The 18,422-nt window shown below is 33.1% G+C and carries 18 protein-coding genes; 13 read left to right on the top strand and 5 right to left on the bottom strand.

Annotated elements, in window-relative coordinates; translation table 11 throughout:
• Nucleotides 1-2: 2 nt before the first annotated feature.
• The 13 genes from hisC (at nucleotide 3) to GTZ96_RS08980 (ending at nucleotide 13,122) form a co-directional block, all read left to right on the top strand.
• On the top strand, nucleotides 3-1,055 hold the full coding sequence (gene hisC / locus GTZ96_RS09040) for a histidinol-phosphate transaminase (protein WP_161643294.1): 1,053 nt from the start codon (nucleotides 3-5) through the stop codon (nucleotides 1,053-1,055).
• A gap of 7 nt (nucleotides 1,056-1,062) precedes the next feature.
• The gene (pip, locus tag GTZ96_RS09035; RefSeq protein WP_161643292.1) at nucleotides 1,063-1,992 is read left to right on the top strand and encodes a prolyl aminopeptidase; all 930 of its coding nucleotides are present in this window, start codon (nucleotides 1,063-1,065) and stop codon (nucleotides 1,990-1,992) included.
• A gap of 39 nt (nucleotides 1,993-2,031) precedes the next feature.
• Nucleotides 2,032-3,168, top strand: coding sequence for a bifunctional histidinol-phosphatase/imidazoleglycerol-phosphate dehydratase HisB (gene hisB, locus GTZ96_RS09030; protein WP_161643290.1), 1,137 nt, complete (start codon nucleotides 2,032-2,034; stop codon nucleotides 3,166-3,168).
• 72 nt (nucleotides 3,169-3,240) lie between these two features.
• Nucleotides 3,241-3,822 carry an imidazole glycerol phosphate synthase subunit HisH gene (hisH, locus tag GTZ96_RS09025; RefSeq protein WP_161643288.1) on the top strand — a complete coding sequence of 194 codons (582 nt, stop codon included), beginning with the start codon at nucleotides 3,241-3,243 and terminating at the stop codon, nucleotides 3,820-3,822.
• Nucleotides 3,823-3,901: 79 nt separating this feature from the next.
• Nucleotides 3,902-4,627 (top strand): 1-(5-phosphoribosyl)-5-[(5-phosphoribosylamino)methylideneamino]imidazole-4-carboxamide isomerase, encoded by a 726-nt coding sequence (hisA, locus tag GTZ96_RS09020; RefSeq protein WP_161643286.1) that lies wholly within the window; start codon nucleotides 3,902-3,904, stop codon nucleotides 4,625-4,627.
• Between the two features lie 218 nt (nucleotides 4,628-4,845).
• Entirely contained in the window at nucleotides 4,846-5,211 is a 366-nt protein-coding gene (locus tag GTZ96_RS09015; protein WP_161643284.1) for a four helix bundle protein, read from the top strand.
• 57 nt (nucleotides 5,212-5,268) lie between these two features.
• Nucleotides 5,269-6,024, top strand: a complete 756-nt coding sequence (gene hisF, locus GTZ96_RS09010; RefSeq protein ID WP_161643282.1) for an imidazole glycerol phosphate synthase subunit HisF — start codon at nucleotides 5,269-5,271, stop codon at nucleotides 6,022-6,024.
• Nucleotides 6,025-6,140: 116 nt separating this feature from the next.
• Entirely contained in the window at nucleotides 6,141-6,740 is a 600-nt protein-coding gene (gene hisIE, locus GTZ96_RS09005; RefSeq protein ID WP_161643280.1) for a bifunctional phosphoribosyl-AMP cyclohydrolase/phosphoribosyl-ATP diphosphatase HisIE, read from the top strand.
• 136 nt (nucleotides 6,741-6,876) lie between these two features.
• Complete coding sequence (locus GTZ96_RS09000) at nucleotides 6,877-8,001, top strand: alpha/beta hydrolase (protein WP_161643278.1); 1,125 nt, start codon at nucleotides 6,877-6,879, stop codon at nucleotides 7,999-8,001.
• Nucleotides 8,002-8,013: 12 nt separating this feature from the next.
• Nucleotides 8,014-9,444: a leucyl aminopeptidase family protein gene (locus tag GTZ96_RS08995; protein ID WP_161643276.1), complete on the top strand. Its 1,431-nt coding sequence runs from the start codon at nucleotides 8,014-8,016 to the stop codon at nucleotides 9,442-9,444.
• Nucleotides 9,445-9,448: 4 nt separating this feature from the next.
• Nucleotides 9,449-10,663, top strand: a complete 1,215-nt coding sequence (locus GTZ96_RS08990; RefSeq protein ID WP_161643274.1) for an ATP-grasp domain-containing protein — start codon at nucleotides 9,449-9,451, stop codon at nucleotides 10,661-10,663.
• Nucleotides 10,664-10,712: 49 nt separating this feature from the next.
• Nucleotides 10,713-12,368, top strand: coding sequence for a M1 family metallopeptidase (locus tag GTZ96_RS08985; RefSeq protein ID WP_161643272.1), 1,656 nt, complete (start codon nucleotides 10,713-10,715; stop codon nucleotides 12,366-12,368).
• 55 nt (nucleotides 12,369-12,423) lie between these two features.
• Nucleotides 12,424-13,122, top strand: coding sequence for a DUF4240 domain-containing protein (locus GTZ96_RS08980; RefSeq protein ID WP_161643270.1), 699 nt, complete (start codon nucleotides 12,424-12,426; stop codon nucleotides 13,120-13,122).
• Between the two features lie 7 nt (nucleotides 13,123-13,129).
• Here GTZ96_RS08980 and GTZ96_RS08975 read toward each other — a convergent pair whose 3' ends face one another.
• From GTZ96_RS08975 to GTZ96_RS08955, 5 genes are all read right to left on the bottom strand, one after another.
• Complete coding sequence (locus tag GTZ96_RS08975; protein WP_161643268.1) at nucleotides 13,130-13,927, bottom strand: hydroxypyruvate isomerase family protein; 798 nt, start codon at nucleotides 13,925-13,927, stop codon at nucleotides 13,130-13,132.
• Between the two features lie 52 nt (nucleotides 13,928-13,979).
• Nucleotides 13,980-15,170 carry a hypothetical protein gene (locus tag GTZ96_RS08970; RefSeq protein WP_161643266.1) on the bottom strand — a complete coding sequence of 397 codons (1,191 nt, stop codon included), beginning with the start codon at nucleotides 15,168-15,170 and terminating at the stop codon, nucleotides 13,980-13,982.
• Between the two features lie 142 nt (nucleotides 15,171-15,312).
• On the bottom strand, nucleotides 15,313-16,143 hold the full coding sequence (locus GTZ96_RS08965) for a type 1 glutamine amidotransferase (protein ID WP_161643264.1): 831 nt from the start codon (nucleotides 16,141-16,143) through the stop codon (nucleotides 15,313-15,315).
• 42 nt (nucleotides 16,144-16,185) lie between these two features.
• A complete protein-coding gene (locus tag GTZ96_RS08960) occupies nucleotides 16,186-17,292 on the bottom strand; it encodes a carboxylate-amine ligase (protein WP_161643262.1) in 1,107 nt (368 codons plus the stop codon).
• Nucleotides 17,293-17,466: 174 nt separating this feature from the next.
• A complete protein-coding gene (locus GTZ96_RS08955) occupies nucleotides 17,467-18,414 on the bottom strand; it encodes an ATP-grasp domain-containing protein (protein ID WP_161643260.1) in 948 nt (315 codons plus the stop codon).
• Nucleotides 18,415-18,422: the final 8 nt, after the last annotated feature.

Below are 18,422 nucleotides of genomic sequence, written 5' to 3'. Positions count from 1 at the left end.
AAATGAAAAATTTTGATATAAATACTCTTGTTCGTGATAACGTTAAGGTTTTAAAACCGTATTCGTCGGCGAGAGATGAATTTGAAGATTTTGATACTGCTAATATGGTGTTTTTGGATGCCAATGAGAATCCGTATCAAAATGGGGTAAACCGTTATCCAGACCCGCAACAAGCGAGTGTGAAAGTGGTTTTAGCCAAAAATAAAGGTTTGAGTCCAAAGCAAATTTTGTTAGGAAACGGAAGTGATGAAGTATTGGATTTGTTGTTCAGAGCTTTTTGTGAACCAAAAGAAGATAATGTAATTTCGTTGCCGCCTACTTACGGAATGTATGGTGTTTTGGCTAATATCAACAATGTAGAGCACAAAGAAATTTTACTTTCTGAAAGTTTCCAACCAAGAGTAGAAGCTATTTTAGAAGCGGTGACAGCAAAAACTAAAATTATCTTTTTGTGTTCACCGAATAACCCAACTGGGAATTCGTTTACTGAAGAAAGCGTGACTACCATATTAGAAAAATTTAATGGTTTTGTAGTAATTGACGAAGCTTACATTGACTTTTCAGATAAGGCGAGTTGGTTGGCCAAATTAGATCAATATCCAAATTTGATTATTACACAAACCTTGTCAAAAGCGTATGGTTTGGCAGGAATTCGTTTGGGGATTTGTTACGGTTCGCTAGAAGTTATTGCAGTTTTGAATAAAATCAAACCGCCGTATAACGTAAACGAATTGACACAACAAAGAGCTTTAGAAAGATTAAAAGATCAATCAAAAATTGATAACGAAATCACTTCAATTATAGCACAAAGAGAAGCTTTATTGCAAGTTTTAGATAAAGTATCTTTTGTTGAAAAAATCTATCCAACAGAGGCTAATTTTATCTTGGTAAAAGTGGATGATGCTAACAAACGTTACGACGAATTAATAACTAAAGGAATCGTAATCAGAAACAGAACTACGCAGCCTTTATGTGAAAACTGTTTGCGTTTTACTATTGGAACCGAAGAAGAGAATAAGAAGTTGATGGAGGCATTGATTGATATTGGTATATAAGTGATAAATGGAAAAGTCAAAATTTAATACCAAGACAGATTTTCTTGAAGTCAGTGCAACTCATAAAATATATTATGAAGTTTGTGGAAATCCTATTGAAGAAACAATTTTGTTTATTCACGGTGGACCTGGTGCTGGATTTTCAGATCATGATAAGCGATTTTTTAATTTTGACAAACAACGTGTTATTTTTTTTGATCAAAGAGGATCATCCAAAAGCATTCCTTTTGGCTGTATTGAAGAAAATACAACTCAAGATTTAGTAAATGATATAACTAAACTTCTTGATTATTTGCAAATTGAAACAGTGTTGTTGTTTGGAGGGTCTTGGGGGACAACCCTTGGATTGGTTTATGCGATTAAAAATCCTGATAGAATAAAAGGATTGCTGTTAAGAGGTGTTTTTTTAGCTAATAAAGTTTCAATTAATCATTATTTGAATGGTGGTGTAGAAAAAGAGTTTCCAGAAATATGGAATAGGTTTAGTAAAAATGTTCCAAAAGAGAATGAATTATCAATTGCAGATTATTATTTGGAAAAAATCATAAATGGAACTCCTAAAGAGAAACATTTTTTTTCTTATGAGTGGGCTTTTTATGAAATATCAATCTATAAAAAAGGTATCACAAAAGACCAAATAAAAGCCGTTTTAGAGCAAATTCCTTATGAATCATTAGCTATAATGGAAGCACACTATTTACGAAACAATTGCTTTTTTGAAGAAAATTATATTCTTAAAAATCTGAAACAAATAGAACAAATTCCTGTAAAGATTGTACATGGAAAAGAAGATGCTATATGTCCTGTAGAGTTTGCTATTGAATTAGATTCAATGCTAAAAAACAGTGAATTATTTATTGTTGAAGGTGGACATTCTGATTCAGAACCTGAAATAGAGAATAAATTGATAGAAATAATAAATAAAAATGCTTGGTAAATGCAATTTTACCATAAATAACTAAAAGACCAAAAATAAATGAAAAAAGTACTTTTTATAGATCGTGATGGAACGATTGTTTTGGAACCAGAAGGATACCAATTAGACAGCTTGGAAAAATTAGAGTTTTATCCAAAAGCATTTCAATATTTGGCTAAAATTGCTACCGAATTGGATTATGAATTAGCAATGGTAACCAATCAAGATGGTTTGGGAACAGCTAGTTTTCCTGAAGATACCTTTTGGCCAACACAGGATTTTATTCTGAAAGCGTTTCAAAACGAAGGAGTTCTTTTTGATGATATTTTTATTGATCGTTCTTTCCCTGAAGACAATGCGCCTACACGTAAGCCTCGCACAGGAATGTTGACCAAATACATTGATAATCCAAACTACGATTTGGCAAACTCATTTGTTCTTGGTGACCGACTTACCGATGTGGAATTAGCTAAAAACCTTGGCGCTAAAGCCATCTTTATGAATACTACTGATGGAGCTGGAAGTGAAGAAATCAGTGCTAAAAGAGAAGAATTAGACGCTACAATAGTGTTACAATCTACCGATTGGAAACAAATATATGAGTTCTTGAAATTAGAAGAACGTACGGCTTCGATTACCAGAAAAACACACGAAACGGATATTTATATCAAATTAAACCTGGACGGAACTGGAAAAAGCAACATCGATACTGGAATTGCTTTCTTCGACCACATGTTAGACCAAATTTCGCGTCACGGACAAATGGACCTGGATATCAAAGTAAAAGGAGATTTGGAAGTGGATGAACACCACACGATAGAAGATACTGCGATTGCTTTAGGTGAAGTTTACGCGAAAGCCTTAGGAAATAAATTAGGTATTGAGCGTTACGGTTTCTGTTTGCCAATGGATGACTGTTTGGCACAGGTAGCTATCGATTTTGGTGGAAGAAACTGGTTGATTTGGGAAACCGAATTCAAACGCGAAATGGTGGGTAAAATGCCAACAGAGATGTTTTTCCACTTCTTTAAATCATTTTCTGATGGAGCGAAAGCCAATATCAATATCAAAGCGGAAGGCGATAATGAACATCACAAAATTGAAGCCATCTTTAAAGCTTTTGCGAAAGCGATAAAAGTGGCTGTAAAACGTGATACCGAAAAAATGATTTTGCCAAGCACGAAAGGGATGTTGTAAAATAAAGCTGGAAGTTTGAAGAGGGAAGTTTAAAACTTCTGACTTCTAACTTCTGACTTCTAACTTAAAGTAATGAAAATAGTTATCATAAATTACGGAGCAGGAAACATTCAAAGCATTCTATTTGCAATAGAAAGACTTGGTTTTACGGCTATGTTAACCAATAATCCTGAGGAAATCAAAGCAGCGGATAAAGTTATTTTTCCAGGTGTGGGAGAGGCTAGTTATGCCATGAAAATGCTAAAGGAAAGTGGATTAGATACTTTAATTCCAACCTTGACACAACCCGTTTTGGGAATTTGTCTGGGGATGCAATTGATGTGCAAACACACACAGGAAGGCGATACTACTGGTTTAGGGATTTTTGACGTAGATGTGATTAAGTTTACACCAAAAGTAAAAGTGCCACAAATGGGGTGGAATCAGATTTATAATTTGAAATCGGGTTTGTTTAAAGGAATTGCCGAAAACGAATACATGTATTTGGTACATAGTTTTTATGCACCACTTTGTGATGAAGCCATTGCAACGACTAATTATGAAGAAGAATACGCTTCGGCATTAGAGAATAATAATTTCTATGGAACTCAATTTCACCCTGAAAAAAGTGGTGATGTAGGAGAGCAAATCCTTGGGAATTTCTTAAAATTATAAATAGCAATGTCAATAGCAAAAATCAATTTCAATAGTAATTCAAACTTCTTACTCCTAACCTCTAACTTCTAACTTTAAAATGAGAATAATACCAGCTATAGACATCATCGACGGAAAATGTGTTCGCTTATCCAAAGGGGATTACAATACTAAAATTATATATAACGAAAATCCGCTTGAAGTTGCTAAGGAATTTGAAGCACACGGAATCGAATATTTGCATTTGGTGGACTTAGATGGAGCCAAATCAAGCAAAATTGTCAATTATAAAATATTGGAACAAATTGCTTCACAAACCAAATTGAAAATTGATTTTGGTGGTGGATTAAAAGCCGATTCTGATTTGAAAATTGCTTTCGAAAGTGGTGCCAATCAAATTACAGGGGGAAGTATTGCGGTAAAAAATCGTGCTATTTTTGAAAAATGGATTGCCGAATATGGTGCTGATAAAATCATTTTAGGAGCTGATGCAAATAATGAAAAAGTAGCGGTTTCTGGTTGGTTAGAAGATTCTAATGAAGATTTAGTTCCTTTTATTCAAGAGTACCAATCTAAAGGAATTCAGTACGTAATTTGTACTGATATCGCCAAAGATGGAATGCTTGAAGGACCTAGTTTTGATTTGTATGCTAAGATTCTAAAGGAAGCTAACGGAATAAAATTGATTGCTTCTGGTGGAATTTCTACCTTTGACGAATTACCTAAATTAGCCGAATTGGGTTGCGAAGGTACAATAATAGGAAAAGCAATTTACGAAGGAAGAATTAGTTTGAAGCAACTAGAGAATTATATAATTCAAGGTTAGAAGTCAGAAGTTAGAGGTTAGAAGTAGTCGGAATGAATGGAAATAAGAAGTTAGAGGTTAGAAATAGTTGAAATTGAAAACTTTTATTAATTTTAATCCAATTTTTCGATTTGTAATCGTACTTACTTAATTTAATATTTTCAATTCAACCTTTTACTTCTAATCTCTAACTTCTTACCTTAAACTTTAAATTATTTCTAACCTCTAACTTTAAAATTATGGCTCAGGATTTAAAGGCGAGAACTAAAAAATTTGCTATTGATTGTGGAAAGCTTTGCAGAAATTTTCCTCATTCAAGAGAATATAATGCTTATGTTAATCAATTGATACGATGTTCGAGTTCAGTTGGTGCAAATTATAGAGCATCACAAAGAGGAAAATCTACAGCAGATTTCATCAATAAATTAAAAATAGTTGAAGAAGAAGCTGATGAAAGCCATTTTTTTATTGAAATTTTGCTGGAACTATATGATTTAGGCGATGAAGATGTAAAGAATGAAATGATAAGATTATGTAAAGAAGCAAATGAATTGGTTGCTATAATAGTAGCTTCTATTAATACGGCAAAAAGTAAATTAAAATAACTTTTTTTGAGGTTATGAAACTTCTAATTTCTAACCTCTTATTTCTAACTTTAAATTATGTTAACAAAAAGAATTATCCCTTGTCTCGATATCAAAAATGGACGTACTGTTAAAGGCGTTAATTTCGTAGATTTGCGCGATGCAGGAGATCCGGTGGAATTAGCTAAAATTTATTCGGATGAAGGTGCGGATGAATTGGTGTTTTTAGATATCTCAGCGACTGAAGAACGCAGAAAAACTTTGGTTGATTTGGTTCGAAAAGTAGCTTCGACTATAAATATTCCATTTACTGTAGGTGGAGGAATTGCAGCAGTTTCTGATGTGGAAGTGTTGTTGCAAAATGGTGCCGACAAAGTTTCAATTAATTCTTCGGCGGTTAAAAATCCGCAGTTGATTAATGATTTGGCGCAGAAATTTGGAAGTCAATGTGTGGTGGTAGCTATTGATGCCAAGCAAATTGACGGACAATGGATTGTTCATTTAGTAGGAGGAAAAGTACCTACCGAATTGAATCTTTTTGACTGGGCACAAGAAGTAGAACAGAGAGGCGCAGGAGAAATCCTTTTTACCTCAATGGATAATGACGGAACTAAAAACGGATTTGCTAATGAAGCTTTGGCTAAATTGTCAAGTTTAGTAAATATTCCGATTATTGCTTCGGGTGGAGCCGGAAACATTCAGCATTTTGTGGATAGTTTTACTAAAGGAAAAGCCGATGCAGCTTTGGCAGCAAGTGTTTTTCATTTTAAAGAAATTGAAATCAAAACTTTGAAAAACGAATTAAAAAATAATAATATAGAAGTTAGAATATAGTTAAAAAGTTATGTGTTAGGAGTTAAGCGTTAAGAACTAAAAGTTCTAAAGAGTAACTACATAACACCTAAATCTTTAACCCATAACATCTAACTTATAACATAATTTTAAAAAAAATGGAAATAGATTTTTCAAGATTGGCACACGGGTTAATTCCTGCAATTATTCAAGATAGTGAAACCAAAAATGTTTTGATGTTAGGTTATATGAATGCCGAGGCTTATCAAAAAACAATTGAAACAGGAAAAGTAACTTTTTATAGCCGTTCTAAGCAACGTCTTTGGACTAAAGGAGAAGAAAGCGGTCATTTTTTAAACTTGGTTAATATTAAAAATGATTGCGACGAGGATACATTATTGATACAAGCCAACCCTGTAGGGCCAACTTGTCACACAGGTGCTGATACTTGTTGGCAAACGCCAAACAATTCTTCTTATGGATTTATTTCTCATTTGGAAGACACTATTCAATCAAGAAGAGAAAATGCCGATTCAGAACAAAGTTATGTTGCTTCTCTTTTTGCAAAAGGAATTAACAAAATTGCCCAAAAAGTGGGTGAAGAAGCAGTAGAAGTAGTTATCGAAGCTAAAGATGCTAATGATGATTTATTCTTGAGTGAAAGCGCCGATTTATTATTTCATTATTTGATTTTATTACAAGCCAAAGGATTTAAACTTGAGGATGTGATCAATGTTTTAAAAAGTCGTCAGAAATAACAACCTTATTTTGTGTTAATTTATATTAAAACGAGTCTATTAGTGAATAAAATTCATTCCTAGACTCGTTTTTCCTTTTTCGAAAAAAAGCAATCCGCTATATTTACCAAAGAAATTAATAATTACACAACAACTTATGATTTTTGATAAAACTCATTTTTCAGAAGACTTAATCACTAGCAAAATAAAAACAGGATTATATATCATATTGACCACTGACGAAGACGATTCACGTCCAGTATATTTATCTGGTAATTTTAACAATTGGCTTACCCAGGACAAAGATTTTGTGATGGAAAAAGTAGGCGCAGGATTGTATCATTATAAATTCACTCATGATTTTAATTATCCTGAAACCTTACTGTATAAATTCACAAAAGGAGATTGGAGTGCGGTAGAAATTGATGCTAATGAAGAGCGGACAGAAAATCGTTCCACCACTAAACATACTGGAATTCAGAAGGAGCATGTATTTCGTTGGAGAAGGAATTGGTTGCCTTTTAAACCTAATTTTTTACCTCAAATTCAATTGATTTCAGATGAATTTGAAATTCCGCAATTGAATGCAACACGTAAAGTTTGGGCGCTTTTGCCTCATGATTATGATTATTCTAACGAAAATTATCCCGTGATGTATTTGCAGGACGCTCAAAATTTATTCAATGAAAATGCCGAATATGGCAATTGGGAAATAGATAAAAAACTAGCGGTAATGTCCGAGTATAATGTGGGAAAGATTATCGTTATTGCAGTAGAACATGCTGAAGAAGATCGATTAAAAGAATACAATGTTGGGAAAACAATTTTAGGAAAAGGACAAGGTAAAAAATACATTAAATTTTTAGTTGAAACACTAAAACCTTATGTTGATAGTAATTTCAGAACCAAAAAAGAAAGAGAATTTACCGGAATTGGCGGTAGTTCTATGGGCGGTTTAATCAGTATTTTTTCTGGTTTGAGACATCCGGATATTTTTGGTAAATTGATGATTTTTTCTCCTTCGCTTTGGGTCGTTCCTCAAATTAAGATTAAAAATGATGCCGATTCTGTAAATACTAAAATCTATTTGTACGCAGGTGGTGATGAAAGCGAAACGATGATTGAACATGTGGAAACTTTTAAAAGCAGAATACTGGAAAGTGAATTTGTTGATGATAAAATGAAGATAAATCTAAGCATTAACAAACTAGGAAAACACAATGAAACCTATTGGAGTGATGAATTCCCTAAGGCAATAGAATGGCTCTTTTTTAACACTTAAGACAATAATTAGATGAAAACGACAAAAAATGATAGTTTAGAAAATTTTTCAGGAACCGTTTTAATTCCCGTTTTTGAAACGGCTGCTAAGAATTTGGCTCCTATCCAATTTGACGGCGTGGAAATAACTCCAAAGATTTTTTCAGGAAAAAAAGACACCCATTATTTAGTCGAAAAAAACGATACAATCTACATTTTTATTGGACTAGGAAAAACGATTGATTATAAGTCGTTAAAAACAATATTCAGGAGAATTACATTTAAAGAAAAAGACACATTTACCAAGAATGTGTCTTTATTTTTACCGGAAGTTTTTACTGAAGAGCAAGTAGAAGCTGCTATTTCAGGATTGTATTTAGGAACCTATAATTTAGGACATTATAAAAAGAAAGAAATACATCCGTTTTTAAATGCGGAGTTTGAACTCAAAAATTTATCCGGTAAAGATTACTCAGAATCAATTAGTAAGGCTATAAAAATTGCACGAGCGCAACTGGAAACTTTTGCACTGGTTGATTTACCTCCCAATACAGTTACTCCAAAATATTTAGCGCAATGGGCGCAAGAGAAAGGAAGTAAATATGGTTTTGATGTCAAAATATTAGGATTAGAAGCCGCTAAAAAAGAAAATTTAGGTGCTTTTGTAGCTGTTGGGAAAGGCAGTGAAAATGAAGCTCAATTTGTAATTATGGATTACAGTCCTAAAGAAGCTGTTGCTAATTTAAAACATGTTGGTTTAGTAGGTAAAGGAATCACATTTGATACTGGAGGATTGAATATCAAAACGGCAGGAATGGTACATATGAAATGTGATATGGCTGGCGGAGCTGCTGTTTTTGGTGCAATGCAATTGATCGCCGATTTACAATTACCTATAAATGTGACAGCGATTGTTCCATGTGCAGAAAATTCGGTTGACAGCAAGTCTTTTTTACCTAGTGAAGTCATTCATAGTTATAGTGGAAATTCGATTGAAATTATCGATACCGATGCCGAAGGGCGTTTGGTTTTAGCCGATGGATTGTCTTATTTAATTAAAAATTTCAATCCCGAATATATTGTTGACATTGCCACACTTACTGGAAGTAGTGTAGCTACTTTTGGATACGAATGTGCTGCTTTGTTTACCAATAACGAATCTATTTCTAAAAAAATGCAAGTAGCAGGAGAATCAATAGGCGAACTTTTATGGCCTTTACCATTATGGGATTCCTATAAAAAAGATATCGAAAGTGATATTGCCGATGTCAAGAATTTCAGTGGAAAACCAGTAGCCGGAGCCATCAGTGCAGCTAAGTTTTTAGAGTTTTTTACTAAGGAACATAACGCCTGGGCGCACTTGGATATTGCCGGAGTTGCCTTTGGTGATGATGAATTTGCAAAAAGTAAACATGCAACTGCTTATGGTGTGCATTTATTAACTAAATTCATAGAAAATTTATGAATTTATGGAAAGTGCTAAAAGCTTCGTTTGTATTTCAAATTATTTTAAAGGAACTGATTTTTTAATTCAGTTAAAAAAACTAGGTAATACGGTATATCTCGTAACTAGTGGAAAACTAAGAGACAAGCCTTGGCCTCATGAGTATATAGACGAAATTTTCTATATGCAAGGTTCGGATACCGAATGGAATTTAGAACATTTATTATTAGGAGTCGGGAATTTGATGAAATCAAATACGGTTGATGCAATTGTTGCTCTGGACGATTTCGATGTTGAAAAAGCGACTTACCTTAGAGAAAACCTTCGGATTGATGGCATGGGGCAAACTACGGGGCGTTATTTTAGAGATAAATTAGCGATGCGTATGAGAGCCAAAAGTTGTGGAATTCCTATTCCAGCCTTTTGTTCTTTATTCAATGATCATGACATTAACACTTTTGCCGATACGGTTTCGGCTCCCTGGGTTTTAAAACCGCGTTCGGAAGCTTCTTCTTCAGGAATTATTAAAGTTTTTGACAAAGAGGCTTTGTGGATTCACATTAACGAAATGGGTAATAATCGATTCAAATATTTATTGGAACAATTTAAACCTGGCGATGTTTACCATTGTGACAGCTTACTTTTAGATCGAAAAATACTATTCAGTTTGACTTCAAAATATTTGGCTACGCCAATGGAAATTTCGCAAGGTGGTGGTGTTTTTAGAAGTTCTAATATTCCTTATAATTCTGAGGATGATACCGAAATCAAAAAAGTAAACGAACAGGTTTTAAAAAGCTTTGGTTTAAAAAATGGTGCTGCTCATACCGAATTTATAAAATGTAAAGAAGATGGAAAAATCTATTTTTTGGAAACTTCCTCTCGCGTAGGTGGTGCTCATATTGCCGAAATGGTCGAAGCCGCTTCTAATATCAATCTTTGGAAAGAATGGGCGACTATTGAAGATGCTTTGGTAAAAGAAAAAGCATATCAATTACCAAAAGTAAAAAAAGAATATGCCGGTATTGTTTTGACTTTATCAAAATTTCAACATCCTGATTTATCTTCTTTCTCAGATCCCGAAGTTTGTTTTAGAGTTCCATTAGATTATCATGCCGGATTAATTGTAAAATCAGATAAAAATGAAAGAATTCTGGAATTGCTAAACCAATATGTCGATCGTTTAATTGCTGATTATACCGTGGTTGTCGAACAAAATAAAGTGACTAATTTGCACTAATTTTTAATTAATTTCCTCTAAAAAAGTTTACTCACAAGACTTTAAATTTATGCGAATTCTTTCTTTTATCATTTTTGTTTTATTCGTTTTTTCGAATCCAATAAAAGCACAATCACTTTTAGGTAAAAAGGAAATTCTTTTTAACAGGCAAGACAGTTTGCGTGGAAGTATTACAAAAGCAAGATCCTGGTGGGATTTGAAACAGTATCGTTTAGATATAAAAGTAAATCCTTTAGATAGCACAATTACAGGTTCTAATGTGATTAGATATAAAGTAGTACAGGAATACAATGTAATGCAAATTGATTTGCAAAATCCTTTAGAAATCAGCAAAATTGTCCAGGACGGATTAGAATTAAAATACCGCAGAGAAGGAAATGTCTATTTTGTTGATTTGCTTTCTTTGCAAAAAGTCGGCGCTATAAAAGAGCTAATTGTTTTTTATGGAGGTAAACCCAAAGTTGCTGTCAATCCACCTTGGGATGGCGGAATCACTTGGAAAAAAGACAGTAACGGTAAACCGTTTATTGCTTCTTCATGTGAAGGATTAGGTGCTAGTGTTTGGTGGCCTAATAAAGACCACATGTATGATGAAGTAGATGATATGTATATTAGTGTAAATGTTCCGTCATATTTAATAGATGTTTCCAATGGTCGTTTGCTGAGTGTCAAAAAACAAAAAAACGGCAGCACAACTTATAACTGGTACGTTTCAAATCCGATAAATAATTACGGAGTAAATATCAATATTGGAGATTATGTTTCTTTTTCAGAGAAATATAAAGGAGAAAAAGGAATTTTAGATTGTAGTTATTATGTTTTGAGTGCTGATTTGGCGAAAGCCAAAAAACAATTCAAGGAAGTTCCCAGAATGTTAAAAGCTTTCGAATATTGGTTTGGTCCTTATCCTTTTTACAAAGACGGTTATAAATTGGTTGAAGCACCTTATTTAGGAATGGAACATCAAAGTTCGATAACCTATGGCAATGGATTTAAAAATGGTTTTTTAGGAGACGATTTAAGTGGAACAGGCTGGGGTTTAAAATTTGATTTTATTATTGTTCACGAATCAGGGCATGAATGGTTTGGAAATAGTATTACGAATAAAGATATTGCTGACATGTGGATTCATGAAAGTTTTACTAATTATTCCGAAAGTCTTTTTCTGGAATATTATTACGGAAAAGAGGCAGCCTATACATACTTACGTGGTATTCGAAAAAATATTTTGAATGACAAACCTATAATTGGTCATTACAATGTAAACAATGAAGGTTCGGGTGATATGTATTATAAAGGTTCGAATATGTTGCATACTTTACGCCAAATTGTAAATGATGACAAAAAATGGAGAGCTATTTTGAGAGGTTTAAACGCTACTTTTTACCACCAAACGGTTACTACAAAACAGATTGAAGATTACCTGAGTGAACAAACAGCAATGGATTTGAATCCGTTTTTTAATCAATATCTAAGAGATACTAGAATTCCAAAATTAGAATATTATTTTGAAAAATCGAACTTAGTATATCGTTGGACAAATTGTGTTCCAGGATTTAATATACCTATAAAAGTGACTATTAACGGTATTGAAAAGTGGATAAAACCGCAAACAGATTGGAAAACAGAGACAAATATTGGCGAAAATCTAAAATTGATGATTGATCCTAATTTTTATGTACTAGGAATTAATATTGCAAAATAAAATAGACTAATTTTATACATTAATTCAGCACTGTCTAATCGAATATTCCATCAACATGAGACATCACTATTTTTTTCTGTCTTTTTCTCTTTTGCTTTCAGGGATTAATTATGGTCAAAATACTAAAGTAAATCAAAATGAATTACTTACAAGTACTGATTCCATTGAAGCGGCACCTAGAATCAATCTGGATTCTATCCATTTTGCGCCTTCAAGTGAAATGTTAGACGAAGAAAGTTATTGGAAAATTATTGAAAACTCATTAAAGGAAACTACAACCCAGGAAGATCAGGAACTTTTTCTTGCTTCGGCTTTAGAGAAACTTTCTCCAAAGGAAATGATTGGTTTTCGTTTGAGAACTGATAAGCTCATGTTTGATTCGTACACTTCTAATTTATGGTGTGCTAATTACATTATTAGTAATGGAGCTGCCGATGATGGTTTTGATTATTTCAGATGTTGGTTGATTTCAAGAGGTAAAGATGCCTATTATAAAACGCAAGAAAACCCGGACTACTTAGTTAATTTAGTTGGAAATGAACCACATGCTTATGATTTTGAAGGTTTTTGGTATGTAGCAAATAATGCTTTTAAAAACCTTACCAATAAAGAAGCTGAAGCCTATATTGATTATGAAAAATTTAAAACAACAGATGAAAATTATCCAATATTAGAATTCAACTGGAATGTTGATGATCCTAAAACAATGGAAAAAGTTTGTCCTGTTTTATTTAAAAAATTCTGGAAAAAATAAAACCAATCTAAATATCACAAATTTCAATTGCCTTTTTTAAAGAGTTCAAACTATCTTTACTTTTAGCAATAAATTCTTGTGCAACATAGCCCTTGAAACCAGTCTCGGCAATTGTTTTCATTATGGCGGGATAATTTAATTCTTGAGTGCTGTCAATTTCATTTCGACCAGGAACTCCTGCAGTGTGGTAATGAGCGATATAATGATGATTTTCTTTTATGTTTCGTATTATATCACCTTCACTAATTTGCATATGGTAAATATCATATAATAATTTAAAATTTTCAGAACCCAGACGTTTTGCTAGCTCAACACCCCATTTTGTAGTATCACATTGGTAATCGTTATGGTCAATTTTACTGTTAAGCAATTCCATAACCAATGTTACACCATGTTTCTCAGCTAAAGGAATTAATGCTTGTAAACCTTTGACACAATTGTTCCAACCTTCTTCGTCTGTTTTTTCTCTTTTATTCCCACTAAAACAGATTAGATTTTTATAACCCGCTTTAGCTACTAATGGTATCATTTTGCTGTAATTTTCAATAAGCGTTTTGTGAAATTTTTCATCATTAAAGCCATCTTCTAAATTAATTTCAGCACCATTACACATAGGAGAATCAAGCCCGTATTTTTTTAATATCGGCCAGCCTTCGGGACCAATTAAATCAATTCCGGTGATTCCGATTTTTTTTGCTTCAACACAAAGAGTCTCCAGATCAATTGAATCAAAACACCATCGACAAACAGAATGATTGATATTTCCTTTCCGAAAGATTGATGGATTAATTTCTTCTTTTGACATAATGCTAAAATTTATTCTATAAAATATTCGATGTATTATAATTTTAAAAAGATTATCTTTCAAATAGTCCAATAGTTCCGCCAACCCAGTCTTTGTCCTGATTGTATTTCACACCAATCATTTCTCCGCGACTCAAACGCACTAAATTACAAAGTAGAGTAGGAGCCGTATCCTCTTTTTTCCAGGTACAAAGCATTCTCACTTCGGCTTTCACTTTTCCGTCAGGCGATTGTACAATAGGTAAATAATTGACTTTTTTCTGAAGAATATATAGTTCTTTGTCCACAACTGCTTCAATATCTTCTCTTTTTACATGGAAAATAACACCTGAACCTGAGAACGAGAATAAAGGTTTTAAAACATAATTTTCCAAGTCTTCGGGGATTTCTTTTAACTCACTTAATAATGTGGTTTCAATAAAATATTTTCCTTTTAGCAAAGGCAAAATAAACTTACTGATTCTGAAAAACCAATTGGGATGACCCGCCCATTCTACATCTAATTCGTCCGAAAAACTAAAATTCAATTTCAAATCGGTACGTAAATCCAATTCGTCAAAAATGACTCTGTTGTAAATGCGTTTTATTTGGATTTCTTCGCCTTTTTTATTTTTATAAAACAATTGTTTTTCTTTTTTTATTACTTCCGTAACGCAAACAATGGATAATCCAAGGTCTCTTTTGCAATAATAAAAATCAATTGTAGTGTTTTGTTTTTCGGGTTCTATTTCCAGCAGTACAACATTTTCATCGGGATGATTGTTGCAAAAAACAGCTTTCAAATTTTCAAGATATTCCTGTGGCGTTAGCTCATTTAAAAACGGAGTCAACTCCTCTAAAAAAGGATATTGCTTTTGGAATTTTTCGTATAAATTAATTTGATAATTAAATAAAGAAGGAAACCCCTGCACTTCAATTAATTTAGGAATAATTGCTCCATCTTCTTCACAAATACCAAAATCAATAGCTATAAAAGTACTATGATCGTCTTCGTTAGGAACTTTGTTGTTTAATTCTAATGCTTTATTTGTAAGCTCTTTAAAGTTTTCTTGTTGAATTAAAGCTATAACATCATTACAACCTTCCAGTAATTGCTTTTTAAGTTCGTTAGAAATAAAAAATGGAGTTTCTCCTAATCGAAAAGTAGGAGTGTAACCAAAATCAGCTGCGATATCATCTTTTAAAGCTTGGTATTTTTCTTCGGTAAATTGCTCGTTAAATAATTTTCGATATTTAGAAATCATACAATTTTAATTGTTAAAAAATTGGAACACAGAAAATGATTTGACGGATAAAAGAAATTAAAAAACAATTTGCGATAATTTCCTTAATCTGTTTGATCTGCCTGTCGGCAGAAAGGTCTGTGATCCTAAATATTATTATTGATTAATTGGACATGATTTTTTTAGTTCTCATCAAGTCGGTAATTGCGGAACGAAGGAAATTTGGAATCAAAGTCTCGTTAGTGCGATATATTTTATCATCATCTACTAAATCTTCGAGCATGTTTCTAAACTTTCTTTTGCCTTTCATCTTTCTGATTTTTTCTTTTACTTCCTTATTTCTTAAATGAGAAAGAAAACTGATTGGATCGGCTTCGGGATGAAATTGTGTTCCCACCAAATGATCGGTGAAACGCACAGCCATGATAGCTCTTTCGTATTGCACATTATCTCTTATTTTTTCTAAGGAAAGTATTTTAGCTCCTTTTTTGGCAAAAACACTTAATTTGGGTTGGACTACTTGATAATCTCTGGAATCGATAGCATAAAATGGATCAGATAGCCCTTCGAATAATAAATCTTTAAGACCATCTTGGGTTTTGTGAATGGTCATTACACCAAATGAGGTATCATGTCTTTTGGTTATTTCGGCTAAGCCAAAATGTTTGCAAGCCATTTGATAAGAATGACAAATAAATAATACGTGTTTTTTTATCGGATTTTCATTGTTCCATTTCACTATAGAATCAATAAAAGCATAGTATTTTTTGTCCCATTCGCCATCACCTTCAAGCGGATTTCCAGGACCTCCTGAAGAAATATAGATATCAAATTCATCGAGTTCAGGCAGTTCACATTTTCCTCGTACATCAAATATTTTAAAACACACAAATGGTGCAAATCGACTTACAACATCAATAATACAACGCATTCCCTGATTAGGTTCTCCATTGTACATGTCTAATATTGCTATTGTTATGCTTTTCTTTCCCATTAGTCCATCCTTTTTTTATAATTACAAAGATAACATAATAATTTATAGCCCTTTAGTAAATTCTGATGTAATAAAATCGACCACTTTAGTTAGACATTTTGTCTCTTCAAAAACAGCCAATTGTCTGTCGGCTCCTGTTCCGTTTCTTAGAATTTCATGTGCATAATTAATGTGTTCTCTACTGCCTAATTCGTCTACAACATCATCAATAAAATCTAATAATTCTAAAATAAGCATACTCGTTTCTACTTCTTTTTGAAGACCAAAATCAATCATGTTTCCTTCAATTCCATAACGTGCAGCACGAAATTTATTTTCTTTTATCAACGCTAAACGATACGTATTGAATTTTAAATTCTGAGTGTTCAGGCGATATAATTTAGCTACAATTGCCTGAATTATAGATACAATACACATGGTTTCTTCAACTGTTAATGCCATGTCGCAAATTCGGAATTCAATGGTATCATAAAAAGGATGCAAACGCAAATCCCACCAGATTTTCTTTGGATTGTCAATACAATTGGTTTTAACCAAGGTTTCTAAAAAGTTGTCATAAGAAGCCACCGAATCAAAATATTCCGGCAATCCTGTTCTTGGGAACTTATCAAAAACTTTTGTTCTATAGGATTTATAACCTGTTTGTCTTCCTTCCCAAAATGGGGAATTAGTAGATAACGCAAAAATATGAGGCAAGAAATAACAGGCTTGATTGATTAATTTTAAACCTATTTCGCGATTTTCAATTCCCACATGGCAATGCATTCCAAAAATCAAGTTAGAACGTGCTGCATCCTGCAATTCATTGACAATATTGTGATAACGCGGATCATCAGTTATGGCTTGGTCTTGCCATTTTGAAAACGGATGCGTTCCCGCACCACCCACAATAAGGTCTTGTTTTTCGGCCAGTTCGACAATTTTAGTCCTTAAAAATTTAATTTCGCATTCGGCTTCTTTTACATTTTTACAAATATTAGTTCCTACTTCCACTACCGATTGGTGCATTTCGGCTTTTACTTGTTCATTTAATAATATTTTAGCTCCATCAACAATTTTTGATAAATGGGAGCGTAGATCTCTGGTTTCGGGATCTATAATTTGGTATTCTTCTTCTATACCAAGCGTAAAAACAGGCAATTTTCTCATTGTCATTTCTTTAATTTAATCTGGCTATTTTTTTAACTTAATAAAGTAGGTTTATAAGTTTAAAGAGAAAATAGCACACAGGCAACACAGATTTAAAGGATTAAGCAGATTATTCTAAACCGACTAAAACTCGTTTCATCTGTTATTTATTTTTTGGTAGAACAAATAGCGGTTTTATTTACTTTCAACAGCCTCTTTCATAAATGTTCCCCAGCTTAGGTTAATTTTTCCTGGTTTTTGTTTTTTTGCCGCTGCAATTGCCATTTTAGCAGATTCTTCAACAACCCATTCAAAATTTTCAGCGCCTACCGAATTAATATCGGCGTCGGGAGCAGGGTTTCCAAAATCGATAGCATAAGGAATACCGTCACGAACAGCAAATTCCACTGTATTAAAATCATAACCTAAACCTTTACAAAGACGAATAGTATAGTCTTTTATGGTAGCCAATAACTTTTTATCTACTGGAGGTCCGTTGTGAACATAACGCAAATGAGGCTGATTTCTAGGTTCGTATTGCATGATTTTAACTGCTTTACAACCCAGACAATACACTCTGAAATATTCGGTAAAAACAATTTCCTCTTGCAATAACATTACTAATTGTCCTGTTTCACGGTGTTTTTCCCAGAATTCTTCTTTGTTTTCCAAACGATATACGTTTTTCCATCCGCCACCTGCATAAGGCTTCATATAAGCCGGGAATTTTACATAGTCAAAAATCCCTTCCCAATCTAATGGAAATGTCAAGTTTCTAAATGAATTAGATGTCGTATCCGTAGGATGTTCTGCCGATGGAAGAATTACCGTATTTGGCAACGGAACACCAAGCGTATCAGCTAAGGCATTATTGAAAAATTTATCATCTGCACTCCACCAAAAAGGATTGTTAATAACATTTGTTCCTGTTAAAGCTGCATTTTTAAGAAAGGCGCGGTAAAAAGGAACATCCTGTGAAATTCTATCTATAATTACAGCATATTCGCTGGCTTTATTTTGAACGACCTTATCAATAGAAACTGCTTCGGCTATAATTTCTTTTTCGTTTTTTGAATTTACTCTATCAATAAAAGCCTGTGGAAAGGTGTCTTCCATTCCAAATAAAATTCCAATCTTTTTCATATTTTATT

The organism is Flavobacterium undicola (assembly GCF_009909155.2).
Taxonomy (GTDB): Bacteria; Bacteroidota; Bacteroidia; order Flavobacteriales; family Flavobacteriaceae; genus Flavobacterium; species Flavobacterium undicola.
This window is presented reverse-complemented; position numbering and strand designations above follow the sequence as displayed.